The organism is Blattabacterium cuenoti (genome assembly GCF_014252295.1).
Classification (GTDB): domain Bacteria; phylum Bacteroidota; class Bacteroidia; order Flavobacteriales; family Blattabacteriaceae; genus Blattabacterium; species Blattabacterium cuenoti_V.
Window position 1 is genome coordinate 22,701 of record NZ_CP059215.1, and the last position, 19,273, is coordinate 41,973.

Annotated in this window: 18 protein-coding genes and 3 tRNA genes; 17 read left to right on the forward strand and 4 right to left on the reverse strand. The window is 25.0% G+C overall.

The features are described from left to right. Positions 1 to 3 precede the first annotated feature (3 nt). Both truA and H0H40_RS00100 read left to right on the forward strand, forming a co-directional pair. Positions 4 to 759 (forward strand): tRNA pseudouridine(38-40) synthase TruA, encoded by a 756-nt coding sequence (truA, locus tag H0H40_RS00095; protein WP_185869052.1) that lies wholly within the window; start codon positions 4 to 6, stop codon positions 757 to 759. Further along, on the forward strand, positions 756 to 2,507 hold the full coding sequence (locus H0H40_RS00100; RefSeq protein ID WP_185869053.1) for an ABC transporter ATP-binding protein: 1,752 nt from the start codon (positions 756 to 758) through the stop codon (positions 2,505 to 2,507). Before truA ends, H0H40_RS00100 begins: the two co-directional genes overlap by 4 nt. On the opposite strand, the gene H0H40_RS00105 is transcribed toward H0H40_RS00100, so the two are convergent. Next, the gene (locus H0H40_RS00105; protein ID WP_185869054.1) at positions 2,504 to 3,733 is read right to left on the reverse strand and encodes a peptidylprolyl isomerase; all 1,230 of its coding nucleotides are present in this window, start codon (positions 3,731 to 3,733) and stop codon (positions 2,504 to 2,506) included. The genes H0H40_RS00100 and H0H40_RS00105 overlap by 4 nt on opposite strands. Before the next feature lie 56 nt (positions 3,734 to 3,789). Here H0H40_RS00105 and lptB point away from each other — a divergent pair, with 56 nt between their 5' ends. Then, complete coding sequence (lptB, locus tag H0H40_RS00110) at positions 3,790 to 4,503, forward strand: LPS export ABC transporter ATP-binding protein (RefSeq protein ID WP_185869055.1); 714 nt, start codon at positions 3,790 to 3,792, stop codon at positions 4,501 to 4,503. A gap of 26 nt (positions 4,504 to 4,529) precedes the next feature. Next, positions 4,530 to 5,150, forward strand: coding sequence for a thiamine diphosphokinase (locus tag H0H40_RS00115; protein ID WP_185869056.1), 621 nt, complete (start codon positions 4,530 to 4,532; stop codon positions 5,148 to 5,150). A 23-nt stretch (positions 5,151 to 5,173) separates the two neighbouring features. Here H0H40_RS00115 and mdh read toward each other — a convergent pair whose 3' ends face one another. Continuing rightward, positions 5,174 to 6,106, reverse strand: a complete 933-nt coding sequence (gene mdh / locus H0H40_RS00120) for a malate dehydrogenase (RefSeq protein ID WP_185869058.1) — start codon at positions 6,104 to 6,106, stop codon at positions 5,174 to 5,176. 75 nt (positions 6,107 to 6,181) lie between these two features. Between mdh and gcvP the strand changes: the two genes are divergently transcribed. After that, positions 6,182 to 9,061 carry an aminomethyl-transferring glycine dehydrogenase gene (gene gcvP, locus H0H40_RS00125; RefSeq protein WP_185869060.1) on the forward strand — a complete coding sequence of 960 codons (2,880 nt, stop codon included), beginning with the start codon at positions 6,182 to 6,184 and terminating at the stop codon, positions 9,059 to 9,061. Between the two features lie 25 nt (positions 9,062 to 9,086). On the opposite strand, the gene tsaD is transcribed toward gcvP, so the two are convergent. Beyond that, entirely contained in the window at positions 9,087 to 10,118 is a 1,032-nt protein-coding gene (gene tsaD, locus H0H40_RS00130) for a tRNA (adenosine(37)-N6)-threonylcarbamoyltransferase complex transferase subunit TsaD (protein WP_185869062.1), read from the reverse strand. A gap of 125 nt (positions 10,119 to 10,243) precedes the next feature. Here tsaD and H0H40_RS00135 point away from each other — a divergent pair, with 125 nt between their 5' ends. The 7 genes from H0H40_RS00135 to H0H40_RS00165 all read left to right on the forward strand — a co-directional run bounded on the left by H0H40_RS00135 (position 10,244) and on the right by H0H40_RS00165 (position 14,116). Next, complete coding sequence (locus tag H0H40_RS00135) at positions 10,244 to 10,462, forward strand: hypothetical protein (protein WP_185869064.1); 219 nt, start codon at positions 10,244 to 10,246, stop codon at positions 10,460 to 10,462. Further along, a complete protein-coding gene (locus H0H40_RS00140) occupies positions 10,459 to 10,713 on the forward strand; it encodes a hypothetical protein (protein WP_185869065.1) in 255 nt (84 codons plus the stop codon). The genes H0H40_RS00135 and H0H40_RS00140 overlap by 4 nt, the downstream gene beginning before the upstream one ends. A gap of 438 nt (positions 10,714 to 11,151) precedes the next feature. Further along, positions 11,152 to 11,670, forward strand: coding sequence for an Lrp/AsnC family transcriptional regulator (locus tag H0H40_RS00145; RefSeq protein WP_185869066.1), 519 nt, complete (start codon positions 11,152 to 11,154; stop codon positions 11,668 to 11,670). Positions 11,671 to 11,781: 111 nt separating this feature from the next. Continuing rightward, positions 11,782 to 13,812 carry an HD family phosphohydrolase gene (locus tag H0H40_RS00150; RefSeq protein WP_185869067.1) on the forward strand — a complete coding sequence of 677 codons (2,031 nt, stop codon included), beginning with the start codon at positions 11,782 to 11,784 and terminating at the stop codon, positions 13,810 to 13,812. A gap of 49 nt (positions 13,813 to 13,861) precedes the next feature. After that, positions 13,862 to 13,948: transfer RNA gene (locus tag H0H40_RS00155), tRNA-Ser, on the forward strand. A 10-nt stretch (positions 13,949 to 13,958) separates the two neighbouring features. Next, positions 13,959 to 14,033, forward strand: a tRNA-Pro gene (locus H0H40_RS00160). 9 nt (positions 14,034 to 14,042) lie between these two features. After that, a tRNA-Arg gene (locus H0H40_RS00165) sits at positions 14,043 to 14,116 on the forward strand. Here H0H40_RS00165 and clpP read toward each other — a convergent pair. Beyond that, positions 14,114 to 14,785: an ATP-dependent Clp endopeptidase proteolytic subunit ClpP gene (gene clpP / locus H0H40_RS00170; protein WP_185869068.1), complete on the reverse strand. Its 672-nt coding sequence runs from the start codon at positions 14,783 to 14,785 to the stop codon at positions 14,114 to 14,116. The genes H0H40_RS00165 and clpP overlap by 3 nt on opposite strands. A gap of 132 nt (positions 14,786 to 14,917) precedes the next feature. On the opposite strand from clpP, the gene H0H40_RS00175 reads away from it, so the two are divergent. From H0H40_RS00175 to H0H40_RS00195, 5 genes are all read left to right on the forward strand, one after another. Next, the gene (locus H0H40_RS00175) at positions 14,918 to 16,378 is read left to right on the forward strand and encodes a lipopolysaccharide biosynthesis protein (RefSeq protein WP_185869069.1); all 1,461 of its coding nucleotides are present in this window, start codon (positions 14,918 to 14,920) and stop codon (positions 16,376 to 16,378) included. Positions 16,379 to 16,397: 19 nt separating this feature from the next. Further along, positions 16,398 to 16,781: a dCTP deaminase/dUTPase family protein gene (locus tag H0H40_RS00180; RefSeq protein ID WP_185869070.1), complete on the forward strand. Its 384-nt coding sequence runs from the start codon at positions 16,398 to 16,400 to the stop codon at positions 16,779 to 16,781. Positions 16,782 to 16,822: 41 nt separating this feature from the next. Next, positions 16,823 to 17,848 (forward strand): sugar phosphate nucleotidyltransferase, encoded by a 1,026-nt coding sequence (locus H0H40_RS00185; protein WP_185869071.1) that lies wholly within the window; start codon positions 16,823 to 16,825, stop codon positions 17,846 to 17,848. A gap of 55 nt (positions 17,849 to 17,903) precedes the next feature. Further along, positions 17,904 to 18,095, forward strand: coding sequence for a Sec-independent protein translocase subunit TatA/TatB (locus H0H40_RS00190; protein ID WP_185869072.1), 192 nt, complete (start codon positions 17,904 to 17,906; stop codon positions 18,093 to 18,095). Between the two features lie 62 nt (positions 18,096 to 18,157). After that, a complete protein-coding gene (locus H0H40_RS00195) occupies positions 18,158 to 19,264 on the forward strand; it encodes a lytic transglycosylase domain-containing protein (RefSeq protein ID WP_185869073.1) in 1,107 nt (368 codons plus the stop codon). The last annotated feature ends 9 nt before the right edge of the window (positions 19,265 to 19,273 follow it).

A 19,273-nucleotide genomic window follows, 5' to 3' on the forward strand; every position in this document is an offset into this window, starting at 1 on the left:
TAATTGAGATTTTTTATTGAATTATCTTATAATGGTAAATATTTTTATGGATGGCAAGTCCAAAAACAAGTAAGCACGGTAGAAGGACATTTAGAATATTGTTTATCTAAATTATTAAAAAAATCTATCAATGTAATAGGTGCTGGAAGAACAGATAAAGGAGTACATGCAAAACAAATGTTTGCACATTTTGATTATGATTATGAAGAAATAATCATCAATAACAAAAAATTGTTGGAAAAATTGAACATTTTCTTGCCAAGATCTATTAATATATTAAATATTTTTCCTGTAAAAGAAAATGTTCATGCAAGATTCAATGCTATAAAAAGGACGTATAAGTATTATTTAACACGTGAAAAAAATCCATTTTATCAGGATTTTTCTTGGTATTGTTTTTACCCATTAAACATTCGAAGTATGATTACTGCTTCTAGAGAATTAATTAAATATCAAGATTTTAGTTCTTTTAAAAAAAAAAGTAGCTCTGAAAAAGGAAATAATATATGTCAAATAAGTCATGCTTGTTGGTCTGTGAATAATAATATTTTATGTTTTACTATTGAAGCTAATAGATTTCTAAGATCTATGGTTAGGTCTATTATTGGAACGCTTATTAACGTTGGAAGAAATAAAACTACTCTTAGTGAGTTTATAGAAATCATAGAATCCAAAAATTCTAATTTTTGTAAACCAATAGTCCCTGCATCCGGTCTTTTTCTTACGAAAATTCTTTATCCAGAAGATATTTTTTTATGAAAAAACAATTCAAAAGGAAGAGATATTCCTTAAAAGAACTTATTAAAATTAGTTTAGATTATAAGTTAACACTAATAGCAACAATAACTACTTCTATATTAATATCTTTTATTTCTTCTTATCGTCCTAAGATGATACAAAAAGCTATAGATGTTCATATTCTTTATAAGGATTTTTTTGGATTGAAAAATATATTGATGTTAATTATTATTCTTCTTTTCTTGGAGAGCATTTTTCATTTTATTTTATTATACCTTTCCAATGTATTGTCTCAAAATGTAATTGAAAGAATTAGAATTCTTTTATTTGAAAGATTGCTTCATTTTAGAAACTCTTTTTTTAATAAAACTCCAATAGGAAAATTGGTATCTTATACAGTATCAGATATAGAAACTATAGCTGTAATATTTAATGATGGAATATTACTCGTTTCTGGAGATATTTTAAGAATTGTTATGATTACAGTAATGATGTTTACCGTACATAAAAAATTGTCTTTTATTGTTTTTTCTTCTATTCCCTTTATGTATGTCATTACTCGATTTTTTCAAAAAACACTAAAAAAAACGTTTCATAAAGAACGAGTACAAACTTCTCTTTTGAATAGTTTTCTGCAAGAAAATATTATAGGTATGCATGTTATTCAGCTTTTTAATAAGGAAAAAGAAGAATATTCAAAATTTGAATCTATTAATAAAAAATTAATGCATGCTCATTTTAAAACTATTTTTTATTTTTCTATTTTTTTTCCTATAGTAGAAATTGTTTCTGCATTGACAATAAGTGTTGTTATATTTTATGGAGGTATTTATGCAATTGAAAAAGAAAACATAAAACCAGGACAAATTATCGCTTTCATTTTTTTCATTTATCTTCTTTTTCGCCCTATGCGACAAATAGCGGATCGATTTAATATTATACAAAGAGGAATAGCTGGTATAGAAAGAATATTCTCTATATTAAATTCTGATGAATTTATTATTAATAAGGGAAACTTACGTTTAAAAAAACTAAAAGGACATATTGTATTTAATAATGTTCATTTTTCATATATTGAGAATGAAATAGTTTTGAATGGAATTTCTTTTGAAATTTACCCTGGAGAAAAAGTTGCCATAGTAGGATCTACAGGGTCTGGAAAATCTACAATTACTCATTTAATATCCAGATTATATGAAATCAATAAAGGTTATATTTCTATTGATGGATATCCTATTCAAAATGTGGAATTACAAAATTTAAGATCTCATATAAGGGTTGTTACTCAAGATACTTTTTTATTTAATGATTCCATCATAAATAATATTACATTAGGAGATTCTTCCATTAGTATTGAAAAAATAAAAAATATGGCAAAAAAAATTGGAATTCATAATTTTATAAAATCATTACCTAATGGTTATCAATATATTGTGAAAGAAAGAGGGGAATTATTATCTCTTGGAGAAAAACAATTAATTTCTTTCTTAAGAGTTCAAATGCATCCTTATTCTATACTTATATTAGATGAAGCTACAGCTTCTTTAAATAAGGAATTAGAAAAAATGATTTATAATGCTACAGATTTTCTAACTAAACAGAAAACTTCTATTATTATTACCCACCGTCTTTCTACATTAGAGAATGCTGATAAAATATTAGCTATTAGAAAGGGATGTATTGTGGAGAAAGGGACTCATCAAGAATTGATTCAACTTAATGGATATTATGCTTCTTTATATAAAGAATCTTTTAAGAAAAAAAATTAAGTATACTTGATATAAGTTCTTTTGAATGTTTCTTTTGACCAGTTTTTTATCACTTCTTTTTTTTTCATGTTTTTTACAATATTTTTTAATATTGTGTAATCCTTTTCAAAAGAAATAGGACGAGATGGAATAACATCTAATAATTTTACTATGAAAAATGCTTCTTTCCCATTTATAATTTCCTGATAAGGTTTGGAAACTTTACCTACTTTTAAAAAAGTTAATATTTTTTTCATATTTTTTGATAGTTCATTTTCTTGCACCCAAATTTTATTCCATATTGAGTAGTTCACTATTGAATTATTTTTTTCCTTTTCCATAATATTTTCAATGTTTGCATTAGATATTTTTTTTGGAATTGAGTCTACAAATAATTTTGCTTTTCTTAATTCGTATTTTGTATAATTAGGCTTAATGAAAATATGCCTTATATCTACTTCATCTTTTCTTTTTTTTTCTAACTTAATTAAATGAAACCCGGAAGATGTTTCTACAGGATTTGATATTTCTTTTTCTGATAATGATTGAACTACATTTTTTAATTCTTTTGGAAGACTATCTACTTTCACTCCTTGAATTAAACCACCATTTAAAGATGAATAGGTATCTTCAGAATATAAAATAGCTTGTACAGAGAAATCTATATCAGAATGTATTTTTCTCTTTAAATTATTTAATAATTCGATATTTTTTTTTCTGTTAATTGAACTTAATTTTGGATAAAAAACTATATAAGAAATGCACATTTTTTTTGGAATTAAAGGGATTTGATTACTTTTTTTAGTAAAAAAATATTTGACTTCTCTAGGTGAAATTTCTACATCATCCGTTTTTTTTCGATAAAATTTTTCTATATACTGATTATTTTTAATTCTTTCTTTTAATTTCTCAATAAATTCTTTATTTCTAATTTGTATCGAAAATTCTTCTTGATTTGCATAATTTTTACTAATTTCTGATAATAACTCTTGAGTTTTTAATTCTAATTCTCTGTCGCTTATTTGTATACTATTATCTTTTTTTGCGTAGTAAAGCATTAATTTTTCAATCAAAAGATCATCTACAAAATTTTTTTTGTTATCATGTTTTTCAGTTTTTATTTCTGAATCTAAAATAATCTCATTTCCTACTATAGCATATATTCCTCCTAATTTTTCAAATGAAAAAGAAAAAGGAAAATAAATGAAAAAGAAGAATAAAAAAAAAGAATATCTTTTGAATATCATAATTGTGAAAATACAGGTTGTATATTTTTATAATAATACAAAAAAATTATAATATAATGACTTTATTAGCTAAAAACTTATATAAAAAATATAAAAATAAATATGTGGTTAATAATGTTTCTTTTAAGTTAAATAAAGGAGAAATAGTTGGATTAATTGGTCCTAATGGAGCTGGGAAAACGACCTCTTTTTATATGATTGTAGGAATAATTAAACCGGATAAAGGTAAAATACTTCTTCATAAAGAAGATATTACAAAAAAACCAATGCACCAACGTTCTAAGAAAGGAATAGGGTATTTATCTCAAGAACCCTCTATATTTAGAAAGTTATCTGTAGAAGATAATATCTTATGCATATTAGAAATGCAAAGAAAATTTTATAAAGAAAGGAAAAAAATAACAGAGAAATTGATTGAAGAACTAGGATTACAAAATATCCGAAATCATAGGGGAGATCTTCTTTCTGGAGGAGAAAGAAGACGTACGGAGATTGCAAGATGTCTTGCTATAAATCCTGAATTTATTTTTTTAGACGAACCTTTTTCTGGAATCGATCCAATAGCTATAGAAGAATTACAAAAAATTCTTCTTTCTCTAAAGAGAAAAAATATAGGTATATTAATTACAGATCATAATGTACAAGAAACTTTTACGATAACAGATAGAATCTATCTAATGTTTCAAGGAGAGATTTTAAAACATGGATCTACTGTAGAAATAATGCAAGATTCTGTAGTAAAGAAAGTTTATTTAGGAAATCGTTTTTAAAAATAAAAAAATATAAAGAAATAAAAATGAATCATCGTTTTAAAGGTCCAGAAGTTGGATTATTTCTTAATGGAGAACCTCCTGTTTTTTTAAAAGAAAAATTTTCTTTTTATAAAAAAATTTTTGCGGCAGATGGAGCTTTTTATTACTTAAGTAAATCAGGTATTTCAGTAGATTATATTATAGGAGATTTAGATTCTATTAAAAAAATTCCTTCGGAGAACAATTTTTCTATTATTTATGATCAAAAATATACTGATTTTGATAAATCTTTGAATTTAATTCATAAAAAAGGATTTTTTAATATCAATGTTTGGGGAGCAAGTGGAAGAGAACAAGATCATTTTCTGGGAAATTTATCTACAGCTTTGAAATATAAAAAAAAATTATCCATCATATTTCATGATAAATATCATTCTTATTTTTTTTCTGATAAAAAAACATTTTTTTATCAGAAAAAAAATAAGAAGGTATCTTTATTTCCTTTTCCAGAAGTAAAAGAACTGCATACTCATGGTCTCAAGTATCCTATTCACAAAGGATTTTTAAAAATAGGTAAGAATATAGGAATAAGAAACGAATCTAATGGGGAGAAAATTGAAATAACTTATAAAAAAGGAGAATTACTAATTTTTTTAGAAAAATAAAAATTTCCCATTATAATTTTCATTTAAAACGAAAAAAAGTTCAATTTTTCAATCATTTTTCTTATATGATTAGAAGATTTAATTAAAAGACATTTTTCATTTTCATTTAATTTTAAATCTATGATTTTTTCTATTCCAGATTTTCCTAAAATAACTGGAACTCCCAGATATATATTTTTTAAATTATATTCTCCTTTTAAAAAGGCTGAACATGAAAAAATACGTTTAGAGTCTTTTAAAATAGCTTCTATCATTTGTACAACAGAAGCACCTGGAGCTATCCAAGCAGATGTTCCTAATAAATTAACTATTTCTTCTCCTCCTTTTTTTGTTTTTTCAACAATAACATTGTTCTCTTCTTCTGATATAAACTCTTGTATTGGTATTCCAGATATAGAAGTATATCTGTATAAAGGAACCATTGTATCTCCATGTCCTCCTAATAATAAACATTGAATATCATTAGGTGATAATTTTAATTTTTTGGATAAAAAATAACGATATCTTGCAGAATCTAATATTCCTGCCATTCCAATTACACGGTGAGAATCAATTTTAGCAGTTATGTAACTTACATATGCCATAACATCTAATGGATTTGATACAACAATCAATTTTGCTTCTGGAGAAAAAAAAATAGCTTGTTCTGTTACAGAACGAATAATTTTTGCATTAATCTTAACAAGATCATCACGAGTCATTCCAGGTTTTCTAGTAACACCACAGGTAATAACAATGATTTCAGAATTTTTTGATTTTGAATAATCATTAGTCAATCCAATTATTTCAGTATTTGATCCAATAATAGGTAGCATTTGAGAGATATCCAAGCTCTTCCCTTCAGAAAACTTCTCTTTAATGTCTAATAAAACAATTTTTTTAACTATATCTTTTTGAGCTAAAAGACTAGCACAAGAAGACCCAACGTTTCCTGCTCCAATAATAGTAACTTTCATATTATTTTATTTTAGATAAGCTTAAATATTTGCCTAAATTTGTAATCTCTAAAGATAAAAACAATTTCTTTTTTTATGAAAGAGGATTACATCAAAAGAAAAAAATTCTATCATAGACATATAGGACCATCTTGTAATGAAATTCACGATATGCTGAAAGAATTGCAATGTTCCTCTATTAAGAATTTTATTAAAAAAGCAATTCCTAAAAAAATACGTTTAAAAAAAAAATTAAATATACCTAATTCTATTTCTGAATATCAATATTTAAATCATATTCATAGAATTAGTAAAAAAAATAAAATCTACCGTTCTTACATAGGATTAGGATATAAAAATACTATTACTCCAAGTGTTATTCAAAGAAATATTTTAGAAAACCCAAGTTGGTATACTCCTTATACTCCTTATCAATCTGAAATATCTCAAGGTCGTTTAGAAGCTTTAATAAATTTTCAAACTGTGATTTCAGATCTTACTGGAATGAAAATAAGTAATGCATCTATGCTAGACGAATCAACAGCTGCAGCAGATGCAATGTTTATGATTTATCAAGAAAAAAGAAAAAAGGAAAAAATCAACAATGATTATTATTTTTTTGTTTCAGACGAAATTCTTCCACAAACTTTTTACGTATTAAGAACAAGATGTTTCGGGTTAGGAATCCATCTTATAAGAGATACTCATAAAAATTTATTGAAATATGATAAAAATAAAATATTTGGATTAATAATTTCTTACCCTTCTTGTTTAGGAGAAATATATGATTATACTAAAACTATTGAATTTGCAAAAAAAAATAATATCTCAGTAATTGTTTCTGCAGATATTTTATCTTTATCTTTATTAAAACCTCCTGGAGAATGGGGGGCTGATGTTGTAGTAGGATCAAGTCAATCTTTCGGTGTCCCTATGGGGTATGGTGGTCCTCATGCTGCTTTTTTTTCTACTCATGATAAATATAAACGTTTTCTTCCTGGAAGAATAATTGGATTATCTGTAGATATCAAAAATAAAAAAGCATTTCGTATGGCTTTACAAACTAGAGAACAACATATTAAAAGAGAGAAAGCCACTTCGAATATTTGTACATCACAAGTTTTACCTGCAATTATGGCTTCTATGTATGCTGTATATCACGGAAAAAAAGGATTAGTAGCAATAGCTAAAAACATTCACAAGTATGCTAAAAAATTGGAATTTTTATTGGTTAATAGTATTAATAATATTTCTCAAGTAAATTCATTTTATTTCGATACTATTAGAATAAAAATTGATTGTATCGATGAAATTAAAAAGGTTTCAGAAAGAAAAAAAACAAATTTCAGGTATGTAGATAAAAATCATATAACTATCACTTTAGATGAAACAACATGCGAAGAAGATATAAATCATATATTATCCATATTTCATGAAGTTTATAATCAAAAAAGAAAAAAAATTTCTTATAATGCGAGAAGAGATAGTGATAAATATAAGTTTCCTAGTTTTTTAAAAAGAACTTCTAATTTTTTGAAAAATGAAATTTTTCAAAAATTTCATTCAGAAAATGAATTGATGCGTTATATAAAACGTCTGGAGAGAAAAGATCTCTCTTTAAATCATTCTATGATTCCACTAGGATCATGTACTATGAAACTTAATGGTTCTACAGAATTATTTTCTTTGAGTCAACATGAATGGAGGAATATTCATCCTTTTGTTCCTGATAAACAAGCAATGGGATATCATTTTATCATTCATAATTTAAAGAAATATCTCAAGGAGATAACTGGATTTTCTGGTATATCCTTGCAACCTAATTCTGGAGCTCAGGGGGAATATGCTGGATTAATGGTCATAAAATCTTATCATCATTCATTACAAGAATACAAAAGGAATATAGCATTAATTCCTTCTTCTTCTCATGGAACTAATCCTGCTTCAGCAAATATAGCAGGGATGAAAGTTGTTTTAATTTCTACAAAAAATGATGGATCAATTGATCAAAACGATTTATTCAAAAAAGTAAAAGAAAACAAAAACTTTTTATCTGTGTTGATGATTACTTATCCATCTACTAATGGTATTTATGAAAAACATATCCAAGATATTACATCTATCATTCATGAAAATGGAGGACAAGTTTATATGGATGGAGCAAATATGAATGCTCAGGTTGGTTTGATAAAACCAGCAGATTTAGGAGTGGATGTTTGCCATTTAAATCTTCATAAAACTTTTGCTATTCCTCATGGAGGAGGTGGTCCTGGAATGGGGCCTATCTGTGTAGCTTCTCATTTGAAACCTTTTCTTCCTGATCATCCTTTTTTTGGGGAAAAAAATAAAGATAATAATAAATTGACAATATCATCTTCTCCATATGGATCTTCTTTAATTCTCACAATTTCCTATGCTTATATTCGTTTACTCGGTCCAGATGGAATTAGAAAATGTACAGAAATATCTGTATTGAATGCCAATTATATAAAAGAAAAATTAAAAAAATTTTATAAAATATTATATGTAGGAGAAAATAATACAGTAGCGCATGAATTAATTATAGATTGTAGGATTTTTAAATCTTTCGGAATAGAAGTTGTAGATATAGCAAAAAGAATGATGGATTATGGATTTCATGCTCCTACTATATCTTTTCCCGTAGAAGGATGTATGATGATAGAACCTACAGAAAGTGAATCTAAAGAAGAATTAGATCGTTTCATTGAAACACTTATTAACATACGTAAAGAAATTCAAGAAATTGCAGATGGTAAATTTTCTAAGAAAGAAAATGTTTTAAAAAATGCTCCGCACAGTATAGAATTATTAACTGAGAATGACTGGAAATATGCTTATAGTAGGGAAAAAGCCGCATATCCATTATTTTGGGTTAGAGAAAGAAAATTTTGGCCATCAGTGAATCGCGTTGATGATGGATATGGAGATAGAAATTTAATTTGTACATGTACTTAGTATGAGTAAATTTGCAATAACATTCTTAAAAATTTTTAAATTTTGAATATGGAGAAACATTAATAGAATCGAATAAGTTTTTTTCATATTTCAATAATCCTGTAATAGCTATCATTGCTCCATTATCTGTGGTGTATTCTTTTTTAGGAATGAAAATTTCCCATTTTTTGTTCTCTTTTGCAAAAGATATAAAAACTTGTCTGATATCATGATTTGCGGAGACTCCTCCTGCTAAAGCAATTCTAAAAATATTAGTTTTCAGAGTTGCTTTTTGCACTTTTTCTAAGATAATTTCTGCCATCGTTCTTTGAATGGAAGCACAAATATCAGACAAGTTTTCTTTTATAAAAGATGGATTATTATGTAATTTGTTTTTGATAAATTGCAGGACATGACTTTTAAATCCACTAAAACTAAAATTTAGACCATTGATTAATGGCTTTGAAAAAACAAATTTTTTGCAATTTCCATTTTTAGAAAAAAATTCTATAATAGGTCCTCCAGGATAATGAAATCCCAATATTCTAGCTAACTTATCAAAAGTATCTCCTATAGAATCATCTAAGGTAGATCCTAGTATTTTCATTTGAAAAAAATCATTTACTTTCACTATTTGAGTATGTCCTCCACTTATAACTAATCCTAAAAATGGGAATTTAGGAGAACAATTATTAATATTTGAGTTATTTATAAAATGAGCAAGTATGTGAGCTTGAACATGATTTACTGTTATTAAAGGAATATCTAGGCCCATTGAAAATGATTTTGCGAAAGAAGCACCTACTAATAAAGAACCTATTAGTCCTGGCCCTAAAGTAAAGGATACTGCGCTAATTTCTTTTTTACTGATTTTCGCTAAATTAATAGCTTGATTTACAGTTTTTACAATATTTATATCATGTAGTCTTGAAGCTAATTCTGGAACTACTCCTCCATATTTTTTATGGATATTCTGATGAATAATAATATTAGATAATACATCTCTATTTCTAATAATAGAAACAGCTGTCTCATCACATGATGACTCTATACCAATAATAATAGGTTTTTTTTTCATAAGAAAATAACAATTTCATTGAAAATGAACAATGTTTTTTTTGCATAAATTTTTTACAAAAAAAATAATCCTTTAAAAGGAACACAATTACTTGTTCTAAGTTAAGAATAGAAACATCAAATTTTGTGTATCTAGACTCTAGAAAAAATATTATAATTAAAAATCAAAAAATAGAAGCTTCTATATCTTCACTACAATCTCAAATTTTTACTCAAAAAAATAAATTTTTTATAGAAAAATTTTTTTGTAATTCAATATATTATTACCCTGAAAAATTAGTAATCCGTGATTTCTTTATAAAAACATCTAATAGTTTTTTAAGAGGAAATTTTTCTTCTTTTTGAAAAAAGAATATAGAGAAAAACTTGAAACAAGTGGAAAATATTTTGTAACAGATGGATTATTTCATTTTTCTAAAAAAAAAGAAATAATTCCACTTATAAGATTGGACAAAAGATTTAAAATAAAACAAGGAAGTTTCATTACTTGGGAAAATAATTTCGATAAATCCGATATTAATTTAACTGCTTATACAAATAAGTATATTTCCACAATTAATTTTTCAAAATATTCAAAAATATATAAATACAAATAAGTATATTTCCACAATTAATTTTTCAAAATATTCAAAAATATATAAAAAAGTGGTTCCTATGGAATTAGGAATTAATATTTCTGGTAATATAAAAAATCCAAATATTAATTGAGAAAATTTTTCCTAAAAAAAACGAAAAAATTCAACAAAAACATTTAATGAATGGAATTCTTTTGAAGAAAAAACAATACAATTAGCATCTATTTTAATATTAGAAGGATTTATTCTGAAAATTATAAATAATATTTTATATTTTTTTATTTTCAATGTAAAAAAAATATTATCAAATTTATATATAAGTTATACTCTAAATGTAGAAAAATCAAATCATTTATGTCATCATATTACTTATTTGTTGAAAAAAACTACCTATTTTCTTCCAAAGAAAGTTTTGTATCTTGGTATCTTTAATACTTTTATTCAAAAAAATATAAAACGATGATTCTAAGATATAATACAGATGAAATAGACAATACTATCGTCAGAAAATTAAATATAAATTCCAGAACTCCATATACTGAAATTAGTAAACAAATTAGCGAAGAAATAAGACCATTATCAGTAGGTACTGTTCATGTTAGAGTTAAAAAATTAGAAGATGCAGGTATTATAAAAGGAAGCACTTTGATTATAGGATATGAATCTTTGGGATTTCATTTAATAGCTTTTGTAGGAATTTTATCAGATTCTCGGGAATCTAAATTCGTGAAAGAAGAATTAAAAAAAATTCCTAATGTAGTACAATTATATATTACTTCAGGTAAGTACAATCTTTTTTGTAGGATTATTGCTAGGGATCCTTCAGATGCTAGAGATGTTATTTCTAAAATTGGAGAAATAAAAGGAGTTCTTAGAACGGAATCTACTATTTGTTTAGAAGAAAGCATTAATGATGAAAATAGACTATTATCCAATATTTTGCAAAATAATCAATCATCTTATAAAAAAAAAACATAATGATATCATCATAATGAATTGATAATTATTGTTTAATGTTTAATACTTCTTCTCGAAAAGAGAACAATTTCATCCTTCCAAAAAAATTGTATGGGTTCAATTTTTTAGGTAATGGCTAACTTCTTAAAATTTTATACATATAAAAATATTGTAGATAAGGTCCTAGTTCCAGTTATTGCAGTCTTATCATTAACATTTTCATTTCCAAAAAAAGATATTTTTCAATATGAATTTTTAAAAGAAAAAAATTGGAATTATAAAGATTTATTTTCTCCATTTGATTTTTTCGTTGAAAAAAACAGAAAGGATATTGATTTTGAAATAAATAAACTGAAAGAAAACCAGGAAATATTTTTTACTCAAAAAAAGGAAGTAGTTAAAAACATAAAAAAAAAGATAAAAAAAAATTTATTTATAAGTAGCGATAAGCATAATTATAAAATCGTTCAAAAAATATTAAATACTATATATAAGTATGGATATATAGATAATATTCCTCCATATGCATCAAATATTGATATAATTTTTTTCCAGAGAAATAAAAAATGGATTCCAACTTTATATAAAAAAATTTATACTAGAAAAAAAGTAAATAATATCATTAATAAAAATTTCTCAAAAAAGAATTATCGTTCCAATATCTTAAAAATGATTTTAAAAAAAATTATTGTTCCAAATTTTTTTTATAACAAAAATTATACTGAATTTTTTTTTCATGAAAAAATTAGATCTATCAATAAAATAAAGTATTCCTTTTCAAAAGGAGATAAAATTATTGAAAATAATGAAATAATAGATGAAAAAAAATTTCAAATTTTGTCTTCTTTCAAAAAAGAATATGAAAATAAAATATGGAATAAAAAAAAATATTATTGTCTTATTATAGGATATTTTTTCATAATCAGTATGATTTTTATTCTATTTATATTATATCTTTTTTATTTTCATAAAAAAATATTTCAAAATAATAGAGTAATTAATTTTTTAATTATAAACATATTACTTGTATCATTGATCACTGTTTTCACCATAAAATATCATTCTAAAATATTATATATAATTCCTTTCTGTCTCCTTCCTATAAGTATTCGAGCTTTTTTCAATTTTCATTTGAGTCTCACTATTCATTTAATAACCATTTTATTGTTGTCTTTAATAACTCCAAATAGTTTTGAATTTATTTTTATTCAGTTTACTACAGGATTCCTAGTTTTATTGACAAATAATAACATTTATAAAATGAAAAATCTATTTATTGCTGTAGGAAAAATAACAATTACTTATATAATTGTATTTAGTTCACTCACTTTGATTCGTGAAGGTTCTTTAGAAAAAATTTCTTGGTATACTTTCTTTCTATTTTTTTTTAGTGGAGTTTTAACTTTATTTGTTCATCCATTAATATTTCTTTTCGAAAAATTATTAAATATTACTTCTGATATTTCATTGTTAGAATTATCGGATACTAATACTCCTATATTAAGATTATTATCTCAAAAAGCTCCAGGTACTTTACAACATGTTTTAACAGTATCTAATCTTGCAGAAGAAGCTGCTGTAGCTATTGGTGCTCATTCATTATTGGTAAAAATAGGATCTATTTATCATGATATAGGAAAAGTAGAAAATTCCAATTTTTTTTCTGAAAATCAATACGATATAAAAAATCCACACGAAAAATTAAGTCCTATAAAGAGTGCAAAAATTATCTTAAAACATGTTTCAATTGGAATTGAGTTAGCAAAAAAATATCATTTACCTGATTCTGTTATTGATTTTATAAGAACACATCATGGAAACAGCCTGATTCATTTTTTTTACGAAAAACAAAAGAAAAAGTATCCATATATCAAAATAGATAAAAAACAGTTTCAATATTCTGGACCAAAACCATTTTCTAAAGAAACGGCTATTGTCATGATAGCAGATTCTGTAGAAGCAGCTTCTAAAAGTATTAGAAATCCATCTTTTAAAGCTTTAGAAGAATTAGTAGAAAATGTTGTTAATAAAAAAAAAAAGGAAAATCAGTTTTCTAATGCAGATATTACTTTTAAAGAAATAGAAAAAGTCAAAAAAGTTTTTCAAAAAAAACTAATAAATATTTATCATACTAGAATAGAATATCATAATCATAATACCTAATTATTTTTGTTTATTTTGTAGATCTATTTTAGATTTGTATTCTTTCTTTGGAGAGTTGCCGGAGTGGTTAACGGAACAGTTTGCTAAACTGTCGGTATATAAAAATACTGCGTGGGTTCGAATCCCACATTCTCCGCAAAAAAAAACGGGGTATGGCGTAGTTTGGTTATCGCGCCTGGTTTGGGACCAGGAGATCGTAGGTTCAAATCCTGCTACCCCGATTATTCTAAGATCACGTAGCTCAAATGGATAGAGCAACTGCCTTCTAAGCAGTAGGTTACAGGTTCGAGTCCTGTTGTGATCACTTTTTCCCTTCTAGAACTTCATCTATCATTCCGTATTTTTTTGCTTCTTGAGAAGTCATCCAATAATCTCTATCTGAATCTTTTTCTATTTTTTCAATAAAAACACCAGAGTGCTTCGATATAATTTCGTAAAGATCCTTTTTTAATTTTAAAATTTCACGAACTGTAATTTCGATATCTGAAGCTTGTCCTTGTGTTCCACCCAGAGGTTGATGTATCATAATTCTTGAATGCTTTAATGCAGATCTCTTATTTTTAACTCCTGCACAAAGTAAAACAGCAGCCATAGATGCCGCCATACCAGTACAAATGGTAGATACATCAGGTTCTATAATTTGCATAGTATCATATATACCTAATCCTGCATAAACATCTCCTCCTGGAGAATTAATATATATTTGTATATCTTTCACAGAATCAACGGATTGTAAAAATAATAATTGTGCTTGTATTATATTTGCCACCTGGTCTTCTATAGTTGTTCCTAAAAATATAATTCTATCCATCATTAAACGAGAAAAAACGTCCATTTGGGCTACATTAAGTTTTCTTTCTTCAACAATATAAGGAGTCATAGACCGAATATATTCATCTATTGTTAAACTGTTGATTCTTTTGTGTTTAGTAGCATATAGCATAAATTCTTTTGATTTTTTTCTATAATCCATTATTTTTATATTGATGACTTTTATAGTCAAAGTTACTCATAATTAATCTCTATTTCTATGAAAAATTTTTATAAAAAATATACACATGTATAAAAAATATAGAAATTGGAAACTTAAAATTTTGCATTTAATTTGTATAAAAAATTAGCAACACAAACAATTATTTACTCCATTGGATCAATTTTACCAAAAATTATTAATTATGCTTTTTTAAGATTTTTTACTATTTCTTTAAAAAGAGAAGAATTTTCTCTTTATACAGATATGTATTCTTTATCTTTTTTGGCTATAGGATTTCTTTCTTTCGGATTAGAAAATACTTATTTCAGATTCTTGTATAAAAAAAATTATAATCAAGAAACTGTTTTTTCAACAGGAGTTATAATACAATTATTAATTATAACTTTTTTTTTGATTATTTCTATTAACTCTATTAACTATTTAATTTCTATTGCTGGATATCATAATCATCCAGAGTATTTTTTTATGTTTTTCTTTATCATATTTTTTGATACTATTTGTATTCTTCCTATGGCATGGCTTCGTGCACATGAAAAACCACTGAAATATACTGTTATAAATGTAATAAATATACTTATACAATCATTTTTAACAGTATATATGTTTTTTTGTTCTAATAATTTTTACATAAAAAAAACTTGTTTAGTTTCTATTTTTGAATGGATAAATTCTTTTACAGATAGGACTGGTTATATATTTTTCGCAAATATGATATCATCTTTAAGTAATTTGTTTTTAGTGTTTCCTATTCTTTTCAAAGAAGTAGTTATCCAAAAATTTGATAAAATTCTTGCTAAGAAAATGTTAAGTTATGGAATTCCTATTATGTTGGGAACTATTGCCTTTTCTATTAATGAAAATCTTGATAAAATTTTGATTAAAAGATGGGGGTCTGATGAAATGAACGGATCTTATTCTGCATGCTATAAAATAGCATCTTTTATGAGTTTGTATATCAGAGTTTTTAGATTAGGAATTGAGCCTTTTTTTTTTAAAAAATACGGTGATTCTGATGCAGAATATTATTATGAAGAAATAAATTATATGTTTATCCTTTTCGGATTAATTTTTTATGTTTTAATATGTGGAAATATTCCCATTATTATAGGATTGTTTATTCATCAAAAATATCACTTTGCTATGTCCATTATTCCTATAATAATGATGGGAAATCTTTTCTTAGGAATTTACACAAATTTATCCATATTTTATAAAGTATTAGATAAACCTATTATTGGTACTTATATCTCTTTTATAGGAGTATTAATTACTTTTTTATTTAATATTATTTTTATTTTGATTCCTAATAGCAGTTTTATGATACCTGCTTGGGGAACTTTTGCATCGTATGGGTGCATGTTAATCATTTTATATATTTGGGGAAAAAAAATTTTTTCTAAATTTTTTAGAAAAAAAATAAATATCATAATTCATTTTTTATTCGCAATTTTTTTAGTTTTTGTAATCAATAAAAAAAGGGAAATAATGTTCAGATTTTTTTTTCAACTCCTTTATTTGATAATTATTTTTGTACTAGAGAAAAAAAGATTTTTTAATTTAATAAAACGGTAACCATAAAAGTTAATATACTGTGATAAATAAAGTATTTCAATTAATTTTAATTGCTAATATAGAAAAATCTATTTTCATTAATTTTTTGGAAAGAAAATTAATACCAACAGGTATTTTTATTCGTTTTCACCAAAAAATGAAGTATCATTTTTTGGTGAAAAAAAAATTAGTGGAAGCTATTTGCATTATACATTTTGCAAAAAATAATAAAGAGAATCCATTCTTGGATCAAGAAATTAAAATCCTTTTAATAAACGTTTTTTTTGAAAAAATGAAGATTCAATCTAATGAACAACTAGTTGTAGTAAATATATTTCAAGGAAATAAAATAAAATGGGAAAAATGTTCTATTTTAAATACGAGTGTGAGGGGGAGCAACAGTTTTGGAAGTACTGGTATATGAAATATATGAAAAAAGTATACACCACAAATTAATAAGTAGATATGAAGATTATAATTCCTATGGCTGGAAAAGGATTGCGTTTACATCCGCATACTTTAAGTACTCCAAAACCATTAATACATATTGCAGGAAAAACAATTTTAAAAAGACTGATAGAAAATTTATCCGAAGTTATAAAAATTTTCTTGGTTCAAGAAATTGTTTTTATTATAGGAACTTACGGAAATAATATTGAAAAAAAATTAATAAAATTGGCTAATGATGTAGAGATTAATCCTATCATTTATTACCAAAAAACTCCACTTGGAACGGCAGATGCCTTGTTAAAGGCTAAGGATTCATTGAATGGAGAGCCAGTAATTATTGTTTTTTCCGATACTTTATTTTATAATACTTCTTTAGAAAAAGAAATTTCTATTAAAAATCGAGAAAATAATATTATATGGACAAAAAAAGTTAAAAATCCCCATTTATTTGGAGTTGTTAAATGTGATTCTTCGGAAAGAATTACTCATTTTATAGAAAAACCAAATAATTATATTTCGAATCTAGCAATCATTGGTCTTTATTATTTTAATAATAGTCTTTCTTTAAGAAAAGAACTGCAATTCCTATCAGGAAAAAACAATAAAAATGAGAAAGAGTATCAATTGACCTCTGTTTTGGAAAATATGAGAAAAAAAGGAGAAAAATTTATTAGCAAACAAGTTCAAGTATGGATGGATTTCGGAAATAAAAAAAGAACTATTTATTCTAATTCAAAAATATTGTCTATTGAATACAAAAATTCACAGCTAATTCATAAAAAAACAATTGTAAAAAATAGTTTAATTATAAAACCTTGTTCGATTGGAAAAAATACAATCATTGAAAATAGCATTATAGGTCCTTATGTTTCAATAGGAAAAAGTACAAAAATTAAAAATAGTAATATAAGAAAATCCTTGATTCAGAATTATACAAAAATTCAAAATGCAAATCTGCATAATTCTATGATAGGAAATCACACTTATTATATTGGAAAAGTGAAAGAAGTCAGTTTAGGGGATTATTCTTCTTACAATTAAGAAAATTGATTAAAAATTGATAATTTTTTTTATATTTGGATAAAAATCCCATTAAATGGATTTATTTTCTGTTTTTTTAATACTACTTGGAACTTTTGGAACCACGGAAATAGTGGTTATTGTCATTCTTGCGCTTTTACTTTTTGGGGGTAAAAAAATACCAGAATTAATGAAAGGATTAGGAACAGGATTGAAAGAATTTAAAAAGGCTTCTGAAGGAAAAGAATCTGAATCTGAAGAAGAATAAGAAATTTCTTTCATTTTACGTTTGTTCATTAGTACTTTTTTCTACAGTTTGAGAAACTAATAATGGCAACGATAACAATAAGAAATATTATGTTTTTTATGCTAATCTTAAAAAGCTTGATTCTTCAATCAATATCAAAACCCTTTTTATTTTTACATAAAGATATTTATGATCAAAAAAAAGATGTAGATAATATTTATACAGAAAAATTGTGGAAAAAAATGCTTGTAGGAAAAAAAAAATCTTCTCATGGAAAAAAATTATATCATAAAAGAAATATTCTTATTACTAATATAGATACTGAAGAGCTGAAAGCTAGATTTAGTTTTTTAAATACAAAATCTAGAATGAAGGTTTTTAAATACAATAGCATTGTACATGCTTCTGTAGAAAGCTATCTTCGTATGGGTGAATACATAGGAAAGATTATTTCGTTCGCAAATTTTTATTTTCCTATGTTTGAGGAGAAACTCGAAACCCATCGTCTTCCAAAAGAATTAAAATATTTAGCAATTGTAGAATCAAATTTAAATCCTATTGCTACTTCCAAAGCAGGAGCTAAAGGAATTTGGCAGTTTATGCCTGAAACTGGAAAAATATACAATCTTAATATCAATGATATTTATGATGAAAGAAACGATCCTGTAAAATCAACAGAAGCAGCTTGCCGTTATTTAAAATTTTTGTATAAAAAAATAGGAAATTGGGAACTAGTTTTAGCAGCTTACAATGCTGGACCAGGAACTGTATATAAGATTTTACAAAATAATCAAAATAGAAAAGATTTTTGGGAATTATGGGAATTTTTTCCAAAAGAAACTCAAAATTATGTTCCAAAATTTATTGCTATTAACTATGTAATGAATTATTACAAGGAACATAATATACCTGTACAACGATCATCTCCATATAAATATAAGTATAAAGAAACAATTTTGATTCCTATAAAAGAAAAAATTTCTTTAAAATTTTTTTCCTATAGTTTAAATATGTCTTATCAAGATTTAATTCTTTTAAATCCACAATATCTGGTAGATATTATTCCTCCTGGAAATAAGTTTTTTTTGAGATTGCCTAAAAGAAAAGTTCTCTTTTTTCAAAAAACTCAAAAAATTGGTAATCATGGACAAAGGGACCCCATACTTAAAAACATCCCTCAACACCCTTAACATTTTCAA